Genomic DNA, 16,031 nt, shown 5'->3' with positions numbered 1-16,031 from the left:
TTCGCGATCGCTCTTCGCGACCTCGTTCCGCGTTCGCGTAGCGCGACCGTGACTGGCTGTGCCACCATGAGCGGCATGGACGCCCTCGACATGGAGATTCAGGCCGCAGCCAAGAAGCGCACCCGGGCTGAGGAGGCCTTCAAACGCGCCGACGAAGAGCTGCGCGACCTGCTCGTGCGCGGGCGCGCCGCCGGTAAGGGGCCGTCGCACATGGCGAAGCTGACCGGCTTCACGCGCGAGTGGGTCGCGAAGATCGCACCCGCCTCGAAGTCCTGACACCGTTCCCTCCCTTCTCTCCGGGCCCCGCCGTGTGCGGGGCCTCTGTCGTGTCCGGCTACGCGACTCGGCCGGCTTGGGCGGCGCGGGTGCCGCGCCAGACGGAGACCGCGGAGTGCTCGCCGGTCGGCCGGAGGGAACGGTCGAAGCCGCAGTGTTCGAGGAGTCCGTCGCGGACGAGGGACTGCACGAAGTTGCCCCAGTCGGCGCGCGGGTTGGCCGGCTCGGGGAGGTCGCAGTCCTTCGCTACCTCGTAGGCGGTGAACCGCCGGCCCGTGCGCGCGGCCTCCACGAAGGCGGGGCGCACCTGGTCGACCCACGTCGGGTAGTCGACGGCCGGTGTAGGGAGGGTGTCGTCGAGGGTGGGTTGCAGCGCGGTCATGAGGGGACTCCTCTCAGCTGTACCGGTGGATCGTTGCCGGACTGACCCCGTACTCGGCGGCCAGCGCGCGGAGCGTTTCCCCCTCAGCGCGGCGGCGGCGGATCTCTTCGTGCTGCTGGGGCGTGAGCTTCGACGGCTGGTGCTTGAGGGGCGGACGGCCGCCGTTGTTCCACGCCTGCTGGCTGCTCGACGCCTGGACCGGGCCGATACGGATCCGCACGCCGGCCTCCACGAGCAGGGCGCGGGTCGCGTCGTAGGAGCGGCCTATCGCCTTGGCGACCGCGGAGATACTGGCGCCCTGGGTGTACAGGCGAGCGGCCTGCTCGCTGACGCTGGCGGGGGTCTCGTCGGTCATCGGGGTCTTCCTTCCTGCACCGTGGCCTGCGCGGCGCGGTACGTACCCGGGGCGGAGCGCCGCTTGTCGGAGGCGATCGCGCGGGCGTCGTGGACGCGGGAGTCGTTGATGGGGCTGGCCGTGGTCCAGGCGGCGGCCGGCATACCGGGCCCGGCGGGAATCTCGGGCAGGCCGTGGAGCGCGTTCGGGGTGTGCCGGTTGCAGCGCCAGCCGCACGGGAACGGACGGGCCCGGAGCAGGCCGTGCGGGAACCACGGCACATCGCACGGGCGACGAACTCGGGGGCCGGTCATGCGGCGAGGTTCTTCGTGGCGCCAGCGTCTGCGTTCGCCCACCGGGCGGCATCCCGCATCCGCCGATCCCACAGACACGACGGACCCACGCACTCCTCGACGTCACACCTGCGCTTCACATGACCCACCGGAGGCACCCCGAACAGGGCCAGGAACGCCAGCTGGTGGATCGTGTACGGCTGCTTCCGCACGTTGATGAAGTGCCGCGTATCGGTCCACACCACATGGACCCCGTCACGGCGGGTGTGCTGCTCATAGATATGCCGGACCAGGACCGTCACGTCATCGAGGGCCTCGGAAACGGCACGTGCCACGTGTCCCTCGGCGAGGCGCAGGTAATGGCGACGCTCCTTGTCGGTCAGGCCCCCGCGGATGGCCCACTGGTCGCCCACCTCGTAGGCATCGATGAGGCATTCGGCGCGGACGGGACACCCCGCGCAGACGGACCGGGCCTCCTCAATCTGGTCACGGTCGCCGGCGTGGAAGATGTCGGGATCGATGTTCCGGGACGCGCACGCGGCGCTGTCGTACCAACTGGTCTTGCGATTGGACTCCGACGTCATGCTGCTGCTCCGTTGCCGATGTTGTGAGTGATGCGGGCTCGGAGCACGGTCCGCGGGGACACTCCGAGCCGGCGGCCGATTTCGACGTCGTCCAGGCCCCTCGCGGCCAGCTCGGCGATGTCGTCGGCGTGCAGGTGGCGGGGCGCTGTTGGCTCCTGCGGGTCGGGCTGGCAGGCAGGGTCGTCGATGTCTGCCCACGCCATCGGCCCGTACCATCCCCGTTCCATGGCCTGGTTTCGGGCCTGCTCGGCAGACCGCGATGGCGGGGCGCTGACCAGCGACAGTTGGCGGTAGACCCGTGCCACCTTTGTGGCCGTACCGGATCGGATCATCACCCACCGGCCGTCAACGGTCTGCTGCAAGCTGCTGACGCCGACACCGACTCGTCGAGCGATGTCGGGCAGTGTGTGCCCGAGGACCATGAGGGCCTGCAGACGTCGTCGTGTTCCTGCTGCGTTGACCAGTCCACGCGGGATCGGCGGTGTCTGGTCGAGGCGGACGCTGAGGATGGCTTCGGCGGCGTGTCGGCTGATGGTCTTGTAGCGGGCGGCGAGTACGTCGTGGATGCTGCCGTTGCTGAGCCCTGCGGCGGCTGCGATCTGTGCGTGCGTCCAGCCGCGGGCGACGAGTTGTTCGGCGTGGATGCGGGTTTGCGTGTTGTCGATGCGGCGGCGGACGCCGTTGACGCGGTCGTAGCCGAGCAGACGGCGGTAGGTGCGTCCGGCGTCTCGGCAGGCTTGGCAGCGGCAGCCGTGGGAGATGTAGCGGCTGTAGGCGCCGTGAGGGGGCAGGTGGGTCACGAGGTCATCGCCTCGCGGTCGGGCCACTGGCAGCCGGCCAGCGCCGCGCGATTCCGGGCCGGGACGTCGGCGAGCGGCTGGCCCAGCCAGTCCGACGCTGCGGCGAGCGCGCCGTACGCGTCGGCCATGTCGTATCGGCCGGCACCCTCGGTGTGGATGCCGTACCGGTCGGCGACCGCTGAACGGACCTCGCCCTTGGTGGCGTTACCGCGGCCTGCGGTGTACAGCTTCAGGCTCGATGGGGGTATCACCGCGTATGGCAGCTGGTGACGGTGGCAGTAGCGGCGGACCAGGATCCGGAGTCCCGCGAGTTCCTCGTGCCCGGCCATGGCGCCGTGTCCGTACGAGGGGCCTTCCATGGCGACCATGTCCGCGGTCCGTATGAAGGAAGCGATCTCCGTCTCCAGGTAGGCGAGGCGCTCATCACCGCGGAGCTTGGTGCGGATTCGGTCGGTCCAGCCGACCCCGGCTATGCCGGTGCAGGTGAGGCTGAGGTCGAGGGCGATGATCGTGAAGGGGGCCGGGGGCCCGGCCACCACAGGAGTGGCCGGAACCTCGGGTGCGAGATCGAACAGGGCGCTCACCGCTGCCCCCGCTCCATCAGGTGCCGCAGCCCGACCACGACAGCAGCAGCGGGCCAGAACACGGTGACCACGGCCAGAGCGAGGCAGGCACGGACCGGGTCAGTGGACATGGCTGCGTCGAGGGTGAGGTCGTCGCGGCCGATCACAGCGAGTCCGGCGGCAGTGGCAATGATGCCGAGCGCCCATATCGCGAGCACGACGATGGCGACGATGGTCACTGAGCTTCCTCCGCGTCCCACATGTCCGCGACCTGTCGCAGGACGTACGCCGCGGCCTGCTTGCTCAGTCCCTTGGCCGCGGCCTCGATGGACACGCCGCCTTCGGTCTGGCCGGGTCGGATGATGACGAAGGCGAGGGCGTCGGTGCCGTCGATGGCGGTGATCGTGGTGTCGCTCATGGTTCAGTCCCCCTTCTGGTTGTGCCGGTCGTGGCGGACGGCGTTGAGGAGTCGGTCAAGGCCGGGGTGGTCGGCGAGCAGGGGGTAGACGCGCGCGCTCTCGGGGTCCGCGGCGATCAGATGGCCCTCGGAGCACAGCACCGCGGTGCCGTGGACGGTGGCCGCGGTCGTCCGGGCGCAGGCCGGGCAGTGCACCATCTGCTGCACCGTCGCCGCTCCGTACACCCGCCGATGCCGGGCACGCGCGGGCGCCGGGCTGACAGCCCACCGCACAGCCACCGTCGCCACGACGAGCGAGCCCATCAGGGACGCGGCGCCGATGGTGATCTCCGGAGTCACGACACCGTCCCCTTCTTGTCGTGGCGGGTCTGCTGCCACCGCTGGCCCTCAGCGACCTGGGCGGTGTTGAGGCCGAGGCAGTCGTCGAGTCGCTGCTGCAGGCGGTCCGCGCGCCGCTGCTCGGCGGCGAGCGCGGCCCGGTACCGCTTGCACGCGCGCAGGGCCCGGGTGAGGCGGCGGGCGACGGCGAGGTTGGCGTCGGTCAGGCAGTTGTTGACGATGCTGGTGTCGATGGCCTGCTCGGTGGCGTAGCTGGCCTTTCCGACGGCGACCTCGTAGCGGGAACGGGAGACGAACGGCCACCTCATACCGCACCCCCGCGCTGTGCCGGGATCAGCGGCCACTCGGGCCGGACCGTGTCCGCCAGATGCTGCTTACCGGGCGTCTTCGCGAAGTACTCACGCAGCCCCTCCGCCTGCTCCCGCGCCCACGCCATCTGCGCGTGATGCAGCTCCTCCAGACCCATCGCGGCCAACTCCGGCCGGGTCGACCCCAGCCGCCACGCCACCCGTGCCGCCGCAATCGCGTCCGCCGCGGAGTCGTGGGCGCCGTCGAGCTTCACCGCGTAGTGCTCGCACAATGCGGTCAGAGTGCGGGAGCCGCGCCGGTACCGGTCGACGTGCTTGTCGATGACGAACGGGTCGATCACCGGCCAGATCACGTCATCGACGTACCGGTCGACGAGGGTCTCCAGCCCGTGACGCCAGCACTCCCTGTCCAACACCGTCAGGTCGTAGCGGGCGTTCATCGCCACGATCGGAACACCGTGCGCCAGGACTTGCCCGAGCGCGGCGGTGATCTCCTCGACGACCTCGGCGGCCGGGCGGCCTTCCTTCCGGGCGCGCTCCGTGGTGTAGCCGTGGATCTTCGCGGCCTCCTCGGGGATCTCCACCCCGGGGTCGGCGATCCACGTGGCGGCCTGCGGAGGCTGGTTGCCGCCGACCTGGACGACGCATGCGGTGACGATCCGCGCGGTCTCCGGGTCGGCTGCGGTCGTTTCCAGGTCGAACGCGCACATGCGCTTCAGGTGCCAGCTCATCGGACCTCACCCGCCTTCACCGCGGCGAGGTACGCCGTCATCTGCGCGACCGTGCCGGACGACGGGTGCGTGCCGCCGTTGCGCTGTGCGAACCCGGCCTCGACTTGCTCGGTGGTCAGACCGTGCTGGCCGGCGGCGGCGATGACCTGGAACCAGACGGCCTGTACGTCGGCCGGATCGTCGACGAACTCGGCGTCGTACACCCCCTCGGCGTCCGGCGTCGGCTCCGGCTCCTTCTTCACCGGCGCCTTCTTCGGCGCGCCGAGCTCAGCCGCGCGGGCCGTCAACGCATCAGCGATCTTCTTGTTCATGTGGCCCGCGGCGACGGCCTGCTCGTACAACTCGCGCACCGCGTCGGGTGTCTCGGCGACCGAGGCGAGCCGCAGATAGTCCGGGCGCGGCGCCTCGATCGCGGCCCGCTGCCGGCCAGCCGCAACCGCCGTCCCCACCGACGCGGCACCGGCCATCAGCGCGGCCGGGGTGACTGCGAGGTCGATCGTCGGAACCATCCAGTGCCGAGTCTGTCCGTCCCGCTTCGCGGTGCGCTGCTCCAGTCCGAGGAACGCCTCGACGTATCCGCCGGTCTGCGCGAGCAGCTCGGCCACGCCCGGGAGTTCGAGGGCGGCGTAGTAGCCGTGGGACTCCAGCCGCCACACGCCGACACCCTCGATCTCGGAGAGCACGACGTTGAGGCGGGTCGTGGGCTTGCACTGCCGCTGCTCCGGGTCCGGGCCGCAGATGCACGGCCGGTCCTTCAGCAGCTCGGTGACGCCGTCGCAGCGGCGCTGGCAGCCGCCTCCGGACCACAGCTCGAAGTACTGGGAGACGGGCTGCGGCGGCACGTGGATCGGCATGCGTCGCGCGTCGGTGATGACCTCGTATTGGCCGGCGCCACCCTCGGGCGTCCACGGGGCGACGGTCCCGCCGTACTTCGCGGCCACCCTGTCGAGGAGTTCCTTCGACGGAGAGGTGAGGCGGAACCGGTCGAGCTTGCCGGGCCGGGTCTTGCCGTTGGAGGTGGCGACCTTCTGGCCGATGCGGATGCGGCCCAATTCACGGAGCCGCTGCTGCAAGGTGAGGATGGGCATCAGGCGGCCTTCTCTTCGGTGCGGGTGGGAAGGGTCAGGGCTTCGCCCACGACGGACTTGGCGAGGACACGCTGGAACTCGGCGACCTGCTGGACGTGGCGGAACACCTCGTACACGTCGTCACCGCACTTCAGCGGCATCGGCCGGTATCCCTCCGGCCGCAGGTGCAGGACGATCCCGACGTCGTGGACCTTCGGCATGGGCAGCTGCGTTCCGTCCCGCAGCCAGCAGACCTCGGCCCTGCGGTACGCGGACATCTGCGCACCGGCCTCCGGGTACACGCCCTTCTCGTCGAGCTCGCCGCCGGTCTTGGTGTCGCCGATGAACAGGGTTTTCGGCGGCACGTCGAGGAGGTGGGCGATGGGGCGGGAGCGGAAGAGGTAGTCGAGCTTTCCGGCCCAGCCGTCGGTGAAGTTCCCGACGGTCATCTCGGAGGCCTCGAACTCGATCTCCCAGTCGGTGACGAAGCGGAGGAAGTGGTCGATGAACGGGGCGATCTCGTCGTTGTCGAGGAGCGCCTCGGGGATCGGCTCGCCCAAGACCTTCGCTTCGATGACGTCGTGGACGGCGCCGCCGACCTCGGCGCGTTCGTCTTTCTTGCGGATGTGGCCCTTGCGGAGCCAGTCGTAGGCCTCCTCCTTGTCGGCCGGGTTGAGACTGGCGGCGACGAGCTTGGGGAGGGTGGCGAAGGCGTCGGCAGCGGTGAGGTTCGCGGCCCAGAACACGAGCTGCGGCTTGGGGAAGCCCTGGTTGAGGATGGTGGTGACCCGGCGGAGTTTGATGTCGGTGCCGGGGACGCGGTACCAACCTTGGGAAGGCTGGGGGATCCGGTCGGTGCCGGTCGGCTCCTGCTTGGTGCGGGAGCGGCGGCCGGCGGCCGGGGCCGCGGGGGCCCCGGCGTCGGTGGTAATGGTCACGCGCCACCGTCCTTCGGAAGCACGATCAGCGCATCCGCCCAGGCGTCGTCCGCGGACGGTGCCGGAGCGGAGGCCGGGCCCCAGACGGCGTTGCCGTAAGCGGCCTGGTGGCGGGCAGCGATCCGGCGGGCTGCCTCGGCTCCCACGGCGATCTCACCGCGTTCGATCTGGCCGAGGATGCGGTCGGCGTCCGTCATGAGCGGCCGTCCTTCCTGGTCTTGAGGGTGTAGAACCGGCCGTCGTCCGGGCCGTGTTGGATCAGGTGGCCGCGGCGGGCCAGCTCTGCCAGGTCCCGGCGGGCGGTGCTCCGCTGAGTCGGGCCGCCGATCAAGCGCCGCCAGTCCTGCACACCGCTGGCGGTCCACCGGCGGCCGGGGTGAGTGCGGATGGTGTCGAGGAGCTGGGCGAGGCGAACCTCGCGGCTGGAGGCGGTCACGCGTGGGCCTCCGGGCATCCATCCCGGGTAGTCGCCGGGGCACGAGCACCTGTCGGGGTGGTCGCAAGCGAGCTGGGAGAACTCGGCTTCGAGCGGCTCAGGCTGGTGCCGGTACGCCGTCTGAAGGGCCTGCCGGTCGGCGTCGGTCTGTTGGGCGCGCTGTCGGGCGACGAGCGCGGCCACCTTCTCGGTGAGGGCGCTCACGCTGCCGCACCCCCCTCGCGGCGCTGGCCGGGCGTCAGACGCTTCGGGTTGAACCGCGACAGGCGCCGTACCACCTCGGTCAGCTCGTCCCGCAGCCGGAACGTGTCCTGGATGGACACCTCGATCTGTGCGGTGTCCATACCGGCCGCGTCCTCGACCTGCTCGATCGCGGTGTCCAGCTCGCCCTCGCTGCGCGGGCCGCACACGACGGCGGCGAGTTCGTCGAGGGCGTCGATGATGTCGTCGCGGGACTGCGGGTCGGCCCAGTGCTGGACCAGTTGCATGAGGGTGTCGGTGCGGATCTGGTCGACGCGGAGCACACCGTGCAGATGGTTCGCGCCGAGGGAGAACGACTGCTGCGGCTTCTTCGAGTGGTTCATCGGGTACCGCCCGTCTCCGGCAGGTCCCGTCCCAGCAGGTATTGGTGCGCGAGCGGGCCGTCGTGCGGGTCCTCCAATGCCGCCCGCTTACCAGCGAAATAGCTGCTCAGGCCCTCACGCATCTGCGCATGCGCCTCCGCGGTCACGGTGTACGGGACGGCATCGTCGCGGCGGGCTCGCAGTTCCTGGACCGCGTCATCCAGCGCCTCGTTCGTCGAGTGCCGCTCCGCCTCCAACTCGGCGACACGGCTGATCAGCCACTCCACCGCGGGCAGCAGCATCTCGCCCAACGGCATCGGCACCTTCCGCGCCTCCCCGTTAGGGGACAGCGCGCCGCGGATGTTCAGCGCATCGTTCTGGAGCGCCACCAGCCGGGCACGACGCCGGTCACGCTGCGCCCGCAGCCGCTCCACCTCGGTGATGAGGTCAGCCAGAGCGCGGCTGACCACCGGGGCCACGCGGTCCGACATCATCGACAGCAGGTCCAGCGACCGGATCTCCGCCATCCGCTCATCGCTCAGCGGCTCCGGGCCGACCGGCATCGGCAGGACGCTGGCCGATCCGACGATCCCGTGCTCCGCCAGTTCTGCCAGCGTCGCCATCACGAACTCCGGGCAGCCGCCGCACTTCTCCGGCGCGTACAGGGCCTGGCCGTCACGCTCGCCCTCACGGCGCGTCCAGCACGTTCCGTCCGTGGTGTTCACCACCAGCGGGGCGCTCATGCCGCCACCGCCAAAGACCGCACCGGCACCGACACGATGATCTCGACCGGTACGTCCCGCCACCGCGCCGTCAGCACGTGCTGCCGCAGTCGCTCGGCGCTGCTGCCGTGCTCGACGCCCGCCCGGATACTGCCGCCGAGGAAGTCGGCGCAGTCAGCGAGCACACGCATCCCGCCGTCGTGGATGTACCCGACGAGGACCGGGCTGGTCCGGCTGATGGACCACGTCAGGTGCTCGGACAGCTCGGGGTGCTCCGTCAGGAGCTGCACCAGCGCGGTCGCCGCGCTGATCTGGGTAGAGTTTCTGGTCAAGGTGACCTTCTTCCTTGGGTTGATGAGGTTGCCGAGTCGGGGGTCGCTCAGGCCGGCACAGTCGGAGCGGCCCTTCGGCGCGTTCATGGGGATCAGGCGGCTTCGGCCGCGAGTGCGGGGCTCGGCGCGGGAAGCGCGCCCTGCGGCTGGGTGAAGATGCGGCGCAGACGCTCGACGACCTCCGGCGTGGGCTCGGGGGCGGCGTCGACGATCGCTTCGATGTGCTTGAGGACCTCGGGGCCGAGGAGCGCGTGGCGCTCTTCGCGGGTCACGCGGCGACCTCGACGGGGACGCGCTGGATGACGGTGCGTAGGTCAAGGTCATATGCCTCGGCAAGTCGCATGGCCGAGTTCAAGTCAGGCTGAGTCTCGCCGTTGAGGATCCGGTACACGGACGACTCGGCAATCCCGGTGCGGCGGTAGATCGCAGCGCCGGTCTTGTCGCCGCGGGCGGCGGTGGCCTTGAGGAGCTTGGCGACGTCCAGGCGGAACACGTAGTCACCTCCTTCGGAGGGCGGTTGGCAGGGGTTGCCGCTGATGGAGGGCGATTCCTTGCTCACGAGGGAGAGTCTGCCATTAATCACCCTCCCTCGCAAGGGAGAGAGGTTGTGAAGGAAGAGTGAAACTCCAGGCGAATGTCTGTTCGAATGAATCGGCAGCCTGCATCAATGCAGGTCAGTGGCGTAATAACGACCCTTGCGGGCGAGGGATTTTCTGGCTACTCCCTAACTAGGGAGGTAGAGTCACGGGACATGACCGCACCCCAGCCGACGCGCGCACGACGCTTCGCCGACATCGTCGTGCCCGCCGCCGAACGCGCCGGCTACACAGGCCACGGCGCCAAAGCCCGCTTTGCCCGGGATACCGGCATGACCGAAAGTAGTGTCAGCCGGATGTGGCAAGGCCAAGCCGTCCCTGAGCCGCGATTTTTCGAGGTGATCGCCGAACGGACCGGGCTCGACGTGCGCATGCTTCTCGTGGAAGGTGGCGTCCTGTCGCCTGAATCCCTTCCGTCACTGTCCGAATCTGATCGAACGCAGGTAGGCTCTAGCCTCACTCCAGAGGAAGCGGCCGATCAACTCGGGATCAAAGACGAAGTAGGACGGGCGATGTTCTTTGCAACCATCGAGCGTCTCAAGCGTCTAGAGAACGAGGCTGCTGATCATGACGCGAACCGCGGAGGGACAGCAGCACAGATGTGACGCGGGGGTACGTATGAACACGAGCGGCACACGGGTCACCATCGGCGCGACAGGTCTTGCCGCGATCGTCGGGTCTACCCTCACTGGCCGCGGCATCATCACTGACAACCTCCCGCAGGTCGTCGGAGGCTCGTGCATCACCATGGCCGGGCTGGTCATCGTCGTGCTGGTCCTCATCCGCGGCTGGATAGTCGACACCACGGATGCCCGGAACGCGCTTGCTGCAGCCCAGCGCAGGGCTGACGACGAACGGGCCCGCTACCAGGCCCTGCAGATGGGCCTCGAAGGTGAACAGGGCCGCCTCAACCGCGACATGGCCGCCGAGCGAGCCCGCATCGCCGCATCCCTCCTCGCTGAACGGGCGAGATTGCGGGAGGAGTTCGAGGAGGAGCGTGCACGGCTTGCATCCGAAGCATTTGAGACGGGCGCGATGATGGAGCGGGCCGGCATGCTCAAGGCCGATGCTGAGCTGGTACGGGGCAACCTCATTCCCTTTCCGAAGCAGCCCGACCATGCCGCGGAACGGGAACGGTCCCGCGAGCACGGGCCGGAGCGGGAGCGATCCCGCGAACACGGGATCGTGGGACCTTGAACCCTGCCGAACCGATGAACGACAGCGTCACCCGGTCCGAGACCTTCCGCCTCCGGTCCTTCTGCCTGTACACACGCACCGTGACTATCTGACGAAGCGCCTCACGCTTCTGCTCCAGCGACAGGCCCAGCCTTGCCGGCACATCCTCCGTGGCCTCTGAACCGTTCCAGAGCACCTCCGGGTCAGCCGCATTCAGCAGATCCTGCACCAGCAGGGGCACACCCGTGGCTGCCTGCAACCGCTCCTGCAACTCCTCGATCTTCGGCAGCAGCTCCAATTCCTTCTCTGACAACACGGCCAGCGACAACAGCGGCCGGCCCTGCTCGTTGCGTGTGCGGTTCAGTCGGCGGGCTTCCTCAAGTTCCTCGGTATAGACGTCGAGGAGTTCTTGTGCCTTCTGGACTTCCTGGGCCACCTTGCCCTCATTGGGGATCAGTGCCGCGCGTGCCTCCTTCTTCTTGCGGAGCCAGGTGAGCACGGCTTGCTCCACGTACGCGTCGAGGATGTCCTCGGAGATCGTGATGTCGCGGTTGTCCTTGCACCGGTAGATACGCCGGGCGGGGCGTGCTATGCCGCCGACCTTGTCGGCTCTGATGAGGTGGTCGTCTCCGCATTCGCCGCACAGCCCGAGATGGGACATCAGGTGGGCGGCGCGCGAGTCGCGGATCTCCCCGCGGCCCGGAGCGGTGAGGGTCCTGGTGACGCGGCGGAACAGGGCCTTTCCTTCAGGTGTGTCGAGGCCCTTGATTGGATCCCACTGTGCCTTCACGGACTCGCCGTGGTGGACACGCTCGCCGAGATATGCCCGGTTGAGGAGCATGTACTTGACGAGGCCCTCGTTCCACTCCGCTCCGTCAGGGCGGGCGGCTTCCGGGTTGGCCTTCAGGTTCTTGATCAGGGAGTTGATCGAGCCGCCGCTGTCGATGTGCTTGAGCGCCTGAAGGACGATCGGCCCATGCTTCGGATGCTCGTACTGGCCGAGCAACTCGCCGGTGTCCTGGTCGTATTTCCGCGAGTATCCGAACGGGATCTTCCCCCAGACGCCGCCCTTTTCCGCTGTCTGCCGGGCGGTGCGGACGTTCCGGTCGCGGATGCCCTCGACTTCGTCTTCCGCGGCGATGGCGTCCTGTGCGGTCGCCTTGCGGTCCTCGCGTTTGGACAGGTCGTAGACCGTGTTGTTGTAGCAGAGCAGCACGCCGGCGTGATAGCAGGCGTTCCGGAGACGTACGTACGCCTCAAGGTCGCGGTAGTAGCGGGACGCCTCGTACGCGACACAGATACGGATGACGCCGGGGATGGAGGGGCCGTTCTCGATGGCGTCGAGGAGCGCCTCGAAGTCGTCGCGGTCTCGGCGGGCGTGGCGGCTGGCGCTGAGGCCGGCGTCCTTGAACTCTTCGACGATCTGCCACTCGAAGCGGTCGCAGAGGTCGCGTCCGTCGTTCAACTGGGCCTCGACGGAGCGGCCTTTCTTCTTCGGGTCGCGGGAGTTGCGACCGTAGAGAAGGGCGTGGAAGACGACGCCGGGGTGGACCATGTGCAGGTACTCGGGCGCGATCGGCATGGGCTTACGCTACCCGGGATTGGACGGCCCTGGGTGTGATTCGCGGACGCGACCCCCGGACCGCCTGTCCGCGAGAACGCCCGCCGCCCGTTCGGCGGCTAGGCGTATCCGGTCGACCGAGGGGCACCCGAGGGCAAGCGCCCCGGGTGCCCCGGCTCCCGTGCCACGGAAGGCGGCTGCTGAGCAAGTGCCTGGTGGGCGCCTTCACCCCGAGACCGCCCTTCTCCCGAAGGTCCCCGTGTACGCGGACACCGTCTTCGACCTCGTGGCCGTGGCCGGGCCGCGCGTGGGCGTGGCCGGGCCGGCGAGGCCGAGCTGAGCGGTGGTGACGAGCCCTGCGTGGGCAGGACGGCCGCGCTCGTGCGCCTGCGACGCACCGCGGTGTCACTCGCCCGTGACCAGCCCGGCCCGGCGGGGCACACCGCGACAGCGTGTCCTCGCCGCCTCTCGGACGCAGCGCGAGGTCCCCCGACACTCCCTGTCGGCGACGTGAGCCGCCGACCTGACCCCCGGCACAACCGCCGGCCGTGCGCCGGGAGGACCGCGGACCCCCGGGAGAACCGCCGCCCCCCTGGAGAGCTGCCGGCCGTGCGCCGGGAGAACCGCCGGCCGTGTGCCGGGAGAACCGCCGGCCCCGACGCCGAAAGAACCACCCACCCCGCGCCGAAAGAACCGCAGACCCGCCGTCGGCGCGCCCGCTCGAGGGACGCCCTGTCCGGGCGGCCGGCGGTTGCGGCAAGAATGGGGGGATGACCGACAGTCCCGCCAGTCCCGCACCCCTCGCCGACCCGCATCTCGTGTACGACCCCTTCGCGGGAGACGGCCCGAAGGACGTGGTGATCCTCGGCTCCACCGGGTCCATCGGCACCCAGGCCATCGACCTGGTCCTGCGCCACCCCGACCGCTTCCGGGTCACCGCCCTGTCCGCGAACGGCGCCCGCGTCGCCCTCCTCGCCGAGCAGGCGCACCGGCTGCGGGTGCACACCGTCGCCGTCGCCCGCGAGGACGCCGTGCCGGCGCTGCGCCAGGCGCTCGCCGAGCGGTACGGCGCAGGGGAGCCGCTGCCCGAGATCCTCGCCGGACCGGACGCGGCCACCCAGGTCGCCGCCTCGGACTGTCACACCGTCCTCAACGGCATCACCGGATCCATCGGCCTCGCGCCCACCCTTGCCGCCCTGGAGGCCGGCCGTACCCTCGCGCTCGCCAACAAGGAGTCGCTGATCGTCGGCGGCCCGCTGGTCAAGGCGCTCGCCAAGCCCGGCCAGATCATCCCGGTCGACTCCGAGCACGCCGCGCTCTTCCAGGCCCTCGCCTCCGGCAGCCGCGCGGACGTGCGCAAGCTGGTCGTCACCGCCTCCGGCGGCCCCTTCCGCGGCCGTACGAAGCAGGAGCTGGCGAACGTCACCGTCGAGGACGCCCTGGCGCACCCCACCTGGGCCATGGGCCCGGTGATCACGATCAACTCCGCGACCCTCGTCAACAAGGGCCTGGAAGTCATCGAGGCACACCTCCTGTACGACATTCCCTTCGACCGCATCGAGGTCGTCGTGCACCCCCAGTCGTACGTCCACTCGATGGTCGAGTTCACCGACGGATCCACGATCGCCCAGGCGACACCGCCCGACATGCGCGGCCCCATCGCCATCGGCCTGGGCTGGCCCGAACGCATCCCGGACGCCGCCCCGGCCTTCGACTGGAGCAGCGCCTCCACCTGGGAGTTCTTCCCACTGGACAACGAGGCCTTCCCCTCGGTGAACCTGGCCCGGCACGTGGGGCAACTCGCGGGCACCGCCCCGGCGGTGTTCAATGCGGCCAACGAGGAGTGCGTCGAGGCCTTTCGCACCGGCGCTCTGCCGTTCAACGGCATCATGGAGACCGTCACCCGGGTGGTCGAGGAGCACGGCACCCCGAACGCGGGAACTTCACTCACCGTGTCGGACGTCCTCGAAGCGGAGACCTGGGCGCGGGCCCGGGCCCGTGAACTGACCCACCGGCCGGCGAACGCGGAGGCGCGTGCATGACGACCTTGATGTTCATCCTCGGGATAGTGGTCTTCGTAGTGGGCCTGCTCGTCTCCATTGCGTGGCACGAGCTGGGGCACCTGTCGACGGCCAAGCTCTTCGGCATCCGCGTCCCGCAGTACATGGTCGGCTTCGGCCCGACCATCTGGTCGCGCACCAAGGGCGAGACCGAGTACGGCATCAAGGCCGTCCCGCTCGGTGGCTACATCCGTATGATCGGCATGTTCCCGCCGGACGACGACGGCCGTGTCTCCGCCCGCTCCACCTCCCCGTGGCGCGGCATGATCGAGGACGCCCGCTCGGCGGCCTTCGAGGAACTGAAGCCCGGCGACGAGACGCGCATGTTCTACACGCGCAAACCGTGGAAGCGGGTCATCGTCATGTTCGCGGGCCCCTTCATGAACCTGGTGCTCGCGATCGGGCTGTTCCTCACCGTCCTCATGGGCTTCGGTATCCAGCAGCAGACCACCACCGTCGCCTCCGTCTCGCCCTGCGTCATCGCCCAGAGCGAGAACCGCGACAGCTGCAAGAAGTCCGACCCGGCCTCGCCGGCCCAGGCCGCCGGCATGAAGGCGGGCGACAAGATCGTCTCCTTCGACGGCAGGCCCACCAAGGACTGGGACACGCTCTCGGACCTCATCCGTGACAGCGCCGGGAAGACCGTCCCGATCGTCGTCGAGCGGCACGGCAAGCCGCTCACCCTGCATGCGAAGATCGCCACCAACGTGGTCGCCAAGAAGGATTCCAGCGGCGGCTACGTCCAGGGCAAGTACGTCAAGGCCGGCTGGCTCGGCTTCGGCGCTGCCACCGGCGTCCACCAGCAGGACTTCGGCGAGTCCGTGACGTGGATGACCGACCGGGTCGGCGACGCCGTCGACTCCCTGGTCGCCCTGCCCGGCAAGATCCCGGCCCTGTGGGACGCCGCCTTCGGTGACGGCCAGCGTCAGCCGGACTCCCCGATGGGCATCGTCGGCGCGGCCCGCGTCACCGGCGAGATCGCCACGCTGGACATCCCGGCCTCGCAGCAGCTGGCCATGTTCGTCTTCGTGCTCGCCGGCTTCAACCTCTCCCTGTTCCTGTTCAACATGCTTCCGCTGCTCCCGCTCGACGGCGGCCACATCGCCGGTGCCCTGTGGGAGTCCCTGCGGCGGAACGTGGCGAGGGTGCTGCGCCGGCCGGACCCCGGCCCGTTCGACGTGGCCAAGCTGATGCCCGTGGCGTACGTGGTGGCGGGGATCTTCGTCTGCTTCACCTTGCTCGTCCTGGTCGCGGATGTCGTCAATCCGGTGAAAATCTCCTAGCCGTACGACGTTCCAGGCGGCTCGGAATCTTGTATTCCGGGCCGCCGCCCATCGAGTGGGTTCACCGGGTGGGGTGTGCTCGGGCCCACGGCGGTGCCGTAATCTCGAAGCCTGGAGCCCGCTGTTCCGGGACCGGACCTTGATCCACGACTTGGGGTTGCACAGCAGATGACTGCGATTTCTCTCGGCATGCCGTCCGTTCCGACCAAGCTCGCCGAGCGCCGGATGAGCCGGCAGATCCAGGTCGGGTCGGTGGCCGTGGGCGGGGA

The 16,031-nt window shown here is 69.5% G+C and carries 26 protein-coding genes; 5 read left to right on the top strand and 21 right to left on the bottom strand.

The window, feature by feature from the left end; translation table 11 throughout:
- The first annotated feature begins 75 nt into the window (after nucleotides 1–75).
- The gene (locus K7G59_RS32445; protein WP_225840274.1) at nucleotides 76–276 is read left to right on the top strand and encodes a hypothetical protein; all 201 of its coding nucleotides are present in this window, start codon (nucleotides 76–78) and stop codon (nucleotides 274–276) included.
- A gap of 58 nt (nucleotides 277–334) precedes the next feature.
- On the opposite strand, the gene K7G59_RS32440 is transcribed toward K7G59_RS32445, so the two are convergent.
- The 20 genes from K7G59_RS32440 to K7G59_RS32345 all read right to left on the bottom strand — a co-directional run bounded on the left by K7G59_RS32440 (nucleotide 335) and on the right by K7G59_RS32345 (nucleotide 9,645).
- On the bottom strand, nucleotides 335–658 hold the full coding sequence (locus tag K7G59_RS32440) for a hypothetical protein (protein ID WP_225840273.1): 324 nt from the start codon (nucleotides 656–658) through the stop codon (nucleotides 335–337).
- Between the two features lie 13 nt (nucleotides 659–671).
- Complete coding sequence (locus K7G59_RS32435) at nucleotides 672–1,013, bottom strand: helix-turn-helix domain-containing protein (RefSeq protein WP_225840272.1); 342 nt, start codon at nucleotides 1,011–1,013, stop codon at nucleotides 672–674.
- The gene (locus tag K7G59_RS32430; protein WP_225840271.1) at nucleotides 1,010–1,306 is read right to left on the bottom strand and encodes a hypothetical protein; all 297 of its coding nucleotides are present in this window, start codon (nucleotides 1,304–1,306) and stop codon (nucleotides 1,010–1,012) included. Before K7G59_RS32430 ends, K7G59_RS32435 begins: the two co-directional genes overlap by 4 nt.
- Entirely contained in the window at nucleotides 1,303–1,869 is a 567-nt protein-coding gene (locus K7G59_RS32425) for a WhiB family transcriptional regulator (protein WP_225840270.1), read from the bottom strand. The genes K7G59_RS32430 and K7G59_RS32425 overlap by 4 nt, the downstream gene beginning before the upstream one ends.
- On the bottom strand, nucleotides 1,866–2,669 hold the full coding sequence (locus K7G59_RS32420; protein WP_225840269.1) for a hypothetical protein: 804 nt from the start codon (nucleotides 2,667–2,669) through the stop codon (nucleotides 1,866–1,868). Before K7G59_RS32420 ends, K7G59_RS32425 begins: the two co-directional genes overlap by 4 nt.
- A complete protein-coding gene (locus tag K7G59_RS32415) occupies nucleotides 2,666–3,253 on the bottom strand; it encodes a hypothetical protein (protein ID WP_225840268.1) in 588 nt (195 codons plus the stop codon). The genes K7G59_RS32420 and K7G59_RS32415 overlap by 4 nt, the downstream gene beginning before the upstream one ends.
- Nucleotides 3,250–3,471, bottom strand: coding sequence for a hypothetical protein (locus K7G59_RS32410; protein WP_225840267.1), 222 nt, complete (start codon nucleotides 3,469–3,471; stop codon nucleotides 3,250–3,252). The genes K7G59_RS32415 and K7G59_RS32410 overlap by 4 nt, the downstream gene beginning before the upstream one ends.
- On the bottom strand, nucleotides 3,468–3,650 hold the full coding sequence (locus tag K7G59_RS32405; protein ID WP_225840266.1) for a hypothetical protein: 183 nt from the start codon (nucleotides 3,648–3,650) through the stop codon (nucleotides 3,468–3,470). Before K7G59_RS32405 ends, K7G59_RS32410 begins: the two co-directional genes overlap by 4 nt.
- A gap of 3 nt (nucleotides 3,651–3,653) precedes the next feature.
- Nucleotides 3,654–3,989: a hypothetical protein gene (locus tag K7G59_RS32400; protein WP_225840265.1), complete on the bottom strand. Its 336-nt coding sequence runs from the start codon at nucleotides 3,987–3,989 to the stop codon at nucleotides 3,654–3,656.
- Nucleotides 3,986–4,297, bottom strand: a complete 312-nt coding sequence (locus K7G59_RS32395) for a hypothetical protein (RefSeq protein WP_225840264.1) — start codon at nucleotides 4,295–4,297, stop codon at nucleotides 3,986–3,988. Before K7G59_RS32395 ends, K7G59_RS32400 begins: the two co-directional genes overlap by 4 nt.
- Complete coding sequence (locus K7G59_RS32390) at nucleotides 4,294–5,028, bottom strand: exonuclease domain-containing protein (RefSeq protein ID WP_225840263.1); 735 nt, start codon at nucleotides 5,026–5,028, stop codon at nucleotides 4,294–4,296. The genes K7G59_RS32395 and K7G59_RS32390 overlap by 4 nt, the downstream gene beginning before the upstream one ends.
- Nucleotides 5,025–6,116 (bottom strand): hypothetical protein, encoded by a 1,092-nt coding sequence (locus K7G59_RS32385; protein ID WP_225840262.1) that lies wholly within the window; start codon nucleotides 6,114–6,116, stop codon nucleotides 5,025–5,027. The genes K7G59_RS32390 and K7G59_RS32385 overlap by 4 nt, the downstream gene beginning before the upstream one ends.
- Nucleotides 6,116–7,033 (bottom strand): hypothetical protein, encoded by a 918-nt coding sequence (locus tag K7G59_RS32380; protein WP_225840261.1) that lies wholly within the window; start codon nucleotides 7,031–7,033, stop codon nucleotides 6,116–6,118. The genes K7G59_RS32385 and K7G59_RS32380 overlap by 1 nt, the downstream gene beginning before the upstream one ends.
- Nucleotides 7,030–7,230: a hypothetical protein gene (locus K7G59_RS32375; protein ID WP_225840260.1), complete on the bottom strand. Its 201-nt coding sequence runs from the start codon at nucleotides 7,228–7,230 to the stop codon at nucleotides 7,030–7,032. Before K7G59_RS32375 ends, K7G59_RS32380 begins: the two co-directional genes overlap by 4 nt.
- Nucleotides 7,227–7,673, bottom strand: a complete 447-nt coding sequence (locus K7G59_RS32370) for a hypothetical protein (RefSeq protein WP_225840259.1) — start codon at nucleotides 7,671–7,673, stop codon at nucleotides 7,227–7,229. The genes K7G59_RS32375 and K7G59_RS32370 overlap by 4 nt, the downstream gene beginning before the upstream one ends.
- Nucleotides 7,670–8,053 carry a hypothetical protein gene (locus tag K7G59_RS32365; protein WP_225840258.1) on the bottom strand — a complete coding sequence of 128 codons (384 nt, stop codon included), beginning with the start codon at nucleotides 8,051–8,053 and terminating at the stop codon, nucleotides 7,670–7,672. The genes K7G59_RS32370 and K7G59_RS32365 overlap by 4 nt, the downstream gene beginning before the upstream one ends.
- Nucleotides 8,050–8,775 (bottom strand): hypothetical protein, encoded by a 726-nt coding sequence (locus K7G59_RS32360; RefSeq protein WP_225840257.1) that lies wholly within the window; start codon nucleotides 8,773–8,775, stop codon nucleotides 8,050–8,052. The genes K7G59_RS32365 and K7G59_RS32360 overlap by 4 nt, the downstream gene beginning before the upstream one ends.
- Nucleotides 8,772–9,086 (bottom strand): hypothetical protein, encoded by a 315-nt coding sequence (locus tag K7G59_RS32355; protein ID WP_225840256.1) that lies wholly within the window; start codon nucleotides 9,084–9,086, stop codon nucleotides 8,772–8,774. Before K7G59_RS32355 ends, K7G59_RS32360 begins: the two co-directional genes overlap by 4 nt.
- A 92-nt stretch (nucleotides 9,087–9,178) precedes the next feature.
- Nucleotides 9,179–9,358 carry a hypothetical protein gene (locus tag K7G59_RS32350; protein ID WP_225840255.1) on the bottom strand — a complete coding sequence of 60 codons (180 nt, stop codon included), beginning with the start codon at nucleotides 9,356–9,358 and terminating at the stop codon, nucleotides 9,179–9,181.
- On the bottom strand, nucleotides 9,355–9,645 hold the full coding sequence (locus tag K7G59_RS32345; protein ID WP_225840254.1) for a helix-turn-helix transcriptional regulator: 291 nt from the start codon (nucleotides 9,643–9,645) through the stop codon (nucleotides 9,355–9,357). The genes K7G59_RS32350 and K7G59_RS32345 overlap by 4 nt, the downstream gene beginning before the upstream one ends.
- Before the next feature lie 192 nt (nucleotides 9,646–9,837).
- On the opposite strand from K7G59_RS32345, the gene K7G59_RS32340 reads away from it, so the two are divergent.
- Together K7G59_RS32340 and K7G59_RS32335 are read left to right on the top strand one after the other, a co-directional pair.
- Nucleotides 9,838–10,287, top strand: a complete 450-nt coding sequence (locus K7G59_RS32340) for an XRE family transcriptional regulator (RefSeq protein ID WP_225840253.1) — start codon at nucleotides 9,838–9,840, stop codon at nucleotides 10,285–10,287.
- Between the two features lie 13 nt (nucleotides 10,288–10,300).
- Nucleotides 10,301–10,879 carry a hypothetical protein gene (locus K7G59_RS32335; protein WP_225840252.1) on the top strand — a complete coding sequence of 193 codons (579 nt, stop codon included), beginning with the start codon at nucleotides 10,301–10,303 and terminating at the stop codon, nucleotides 10,877–10,879.
- Here K7G59_RS32335 and K7G59_RS32330 read toward each other — a convergent pair.
- Nucleotides 10,773–12,440 carry a recombinase family protein gene (locus K7G59_RS32330; protein ID WP_225840251.1) on the bottom strand — a complete coding sequence of 556 codons (1,668 nt, stop codon included), beginning with the start codon at nucleotides 12,438–12,440 and terminating at the stop codon, nucleotides 10,773–10,775. The genes K7G59_RS32335 and K7G59_RS32330 overlap by 107 nt on opposite strands.
- Before the next feature lie 749 nt (nucleotides 12,441–13,189).
- Between K7G59_RS32330 and dxr the strand changes: the two genes are divergently transcribed.
- Nucleotides 13,190–14,461: a 1-deoxy-D-xylulose-5-phosphate reductoisomerase gene (gene dxr / locus K7G59_RS32325; RefSeq protein WP_225840250.1), complete on the top strand. Its 1,272-nt coding sequence runs from the start codon at nucleotides 13,190–13,192 to the stop codon at nucleotides 14,459–14,461.
- Entirely contained in the window at nucleotides 14,458–15,762 is a 1,305-nt protein-coding gene (locus tag K7G59_RS32320; protein ID WP_225840249.1) for an RIP metalloprotease, read from the top strand. The genes dxr and K7G59_RS32320 overlap by 4 nt, the downstream gene beginning before the upstream one ends.
- Nucleotides 15,763–16,031: the final 269 nt, after the last annotated feature.

Origin of the sequence: Streptomyces sp. NK08204 (genome assembly GCF_020400585.1) — a bacterium.
Lineage (GTDB): Bacteria > Actinomycetota > Actinomycetes > Streptomycetales > Streptomycetaceae > Streptomyces.
This window is presented reverse-complemented; position numbering and strand designations above follow the sequence as displayed.

Excerpts from the sequence above, each read along its gene's own strand:
- K7G59_RS32335 (WP_225840252.1), top strand. The coding sequence starts at position 10,301 with ATGAACACGAGCGGCACACGGGTCACCATCGGCGCGACAGGTCTTGCC.
- K7G59_RS32435 (WP_225840272.1), bottom strand. The coding sequence starts at position 1,013 with ATGACCGACGAGACCCCCGCCAGCGTCAGCGAGCAGGCCGCTCGCCTG.
- K7G59_RS32445 (WP_225840274.1), top strand. The coding sequence starts at position 76 with ATGGACGCCCTCGACATGGAGATTCAGGCCGCAGCCAAGAAGCGCACC.
- K7G59_RS32390 (WP_225840263.1), bottom strand. The coding sequence starts at position 5,028 with ATGAGCTGGCACCTGAAGCGCATGTGCGCGTTCGACCTGGAAACGACC.
- K7G59_RS32365 (WP_225840258.1), bottom strand. The coding sequence starts at position 8,053 with ATGAACCACTCGAAGAAGCCGCAGCAGTCGTTCTCCCTCGGCGCGAAC.
- K7G59_RS32375 (WP_225840260.1), bottom strand. The coding sequence starts at position 7,230 with ATGACGGACGCCGACCGCATCCTCGGCCAGATCGAACGCGGTGAGATC.
- K7G59_RS32425 (WP_225840270.1), bottom strand. The coding sequence starts at position 1,869 with ATGACGTCGGAGTCCAATCGCAAGACCAGTTGGTACGACAGCGCCGCG.
- K7G59_RS32395 (WP_225840264.1), bottom strand. The coding sequence starts at position 4,297 with ATGAGGTGGCCGTTCGTCTCCCGTTCCCGCTACGAGGTCGCCGTCGGA.
- K7G59_RS32405 (WP_225840266.1), bottom strand. The coding sequence starts at position 3,650 with ATGAGCGACACCACGATCACCGCCATCGACGGCACCGACGCCCTCGCC.
- K7G59_RS32320 (WP_225840249.1), top strand. The coding sequence starts at position 14,458 with ATGACGACCTTGATGTTCATCCTCGGGATAGTGGTCTTCGTAGTGGGC.
- K7G59_RS32360 (WP_225840257.1), bottom strand. The coding sequence starts at position 8,775 with ATGAGCGCCCCGCTGGTGGTGAACACCACGGACGGAACGTGCTGGACG.
- K7G59_RS32330 (WP_225840251.1), bottom strand. The coding sequence starts at position 12,440 with ATGCCGATCGCGCCCGAGTACCTGCACATGGTCCACCCCGGCGTCGTC.
- K7G59_RS32340 (WP_225840253.1), top strand. The coding sequence starts at position 9,838 with ATGACCGCACCCCAGCCGACGCGCGCACGACGCTTCGCCGACATCGTC.
- K7G59_RS32385 (WP_225840262.1), bottom strand. The coding sequence starts at position 6,116 with ATGCCCATCCTCACCTTGCAGCAGCGGCTCCGTGAATTGGGCCGCATC.
- K7G59_RS32430 (WP_225840271.1), bottom strand. The coding sequence starts at position 1,306 with ATGACCGGCCCCCGAGTTCGTCGCCCGTGCGATGTGCCGTGGTTCCCG.
- K7G59_RS32440 (WP_225840273.1), bottom strand. The coding sequence starts at position 658 with ATGACCGCGCTGCAACCCACCCTCGACGACACCCTCCCTACACCGGCC.
- dxr (WP_225840250.1), top strand. The coding sequence starts at position 13,190 with ATGACCGACAGTCCCGCCAGTCCCGCACCCCTCGCCGACCCGCATCTC.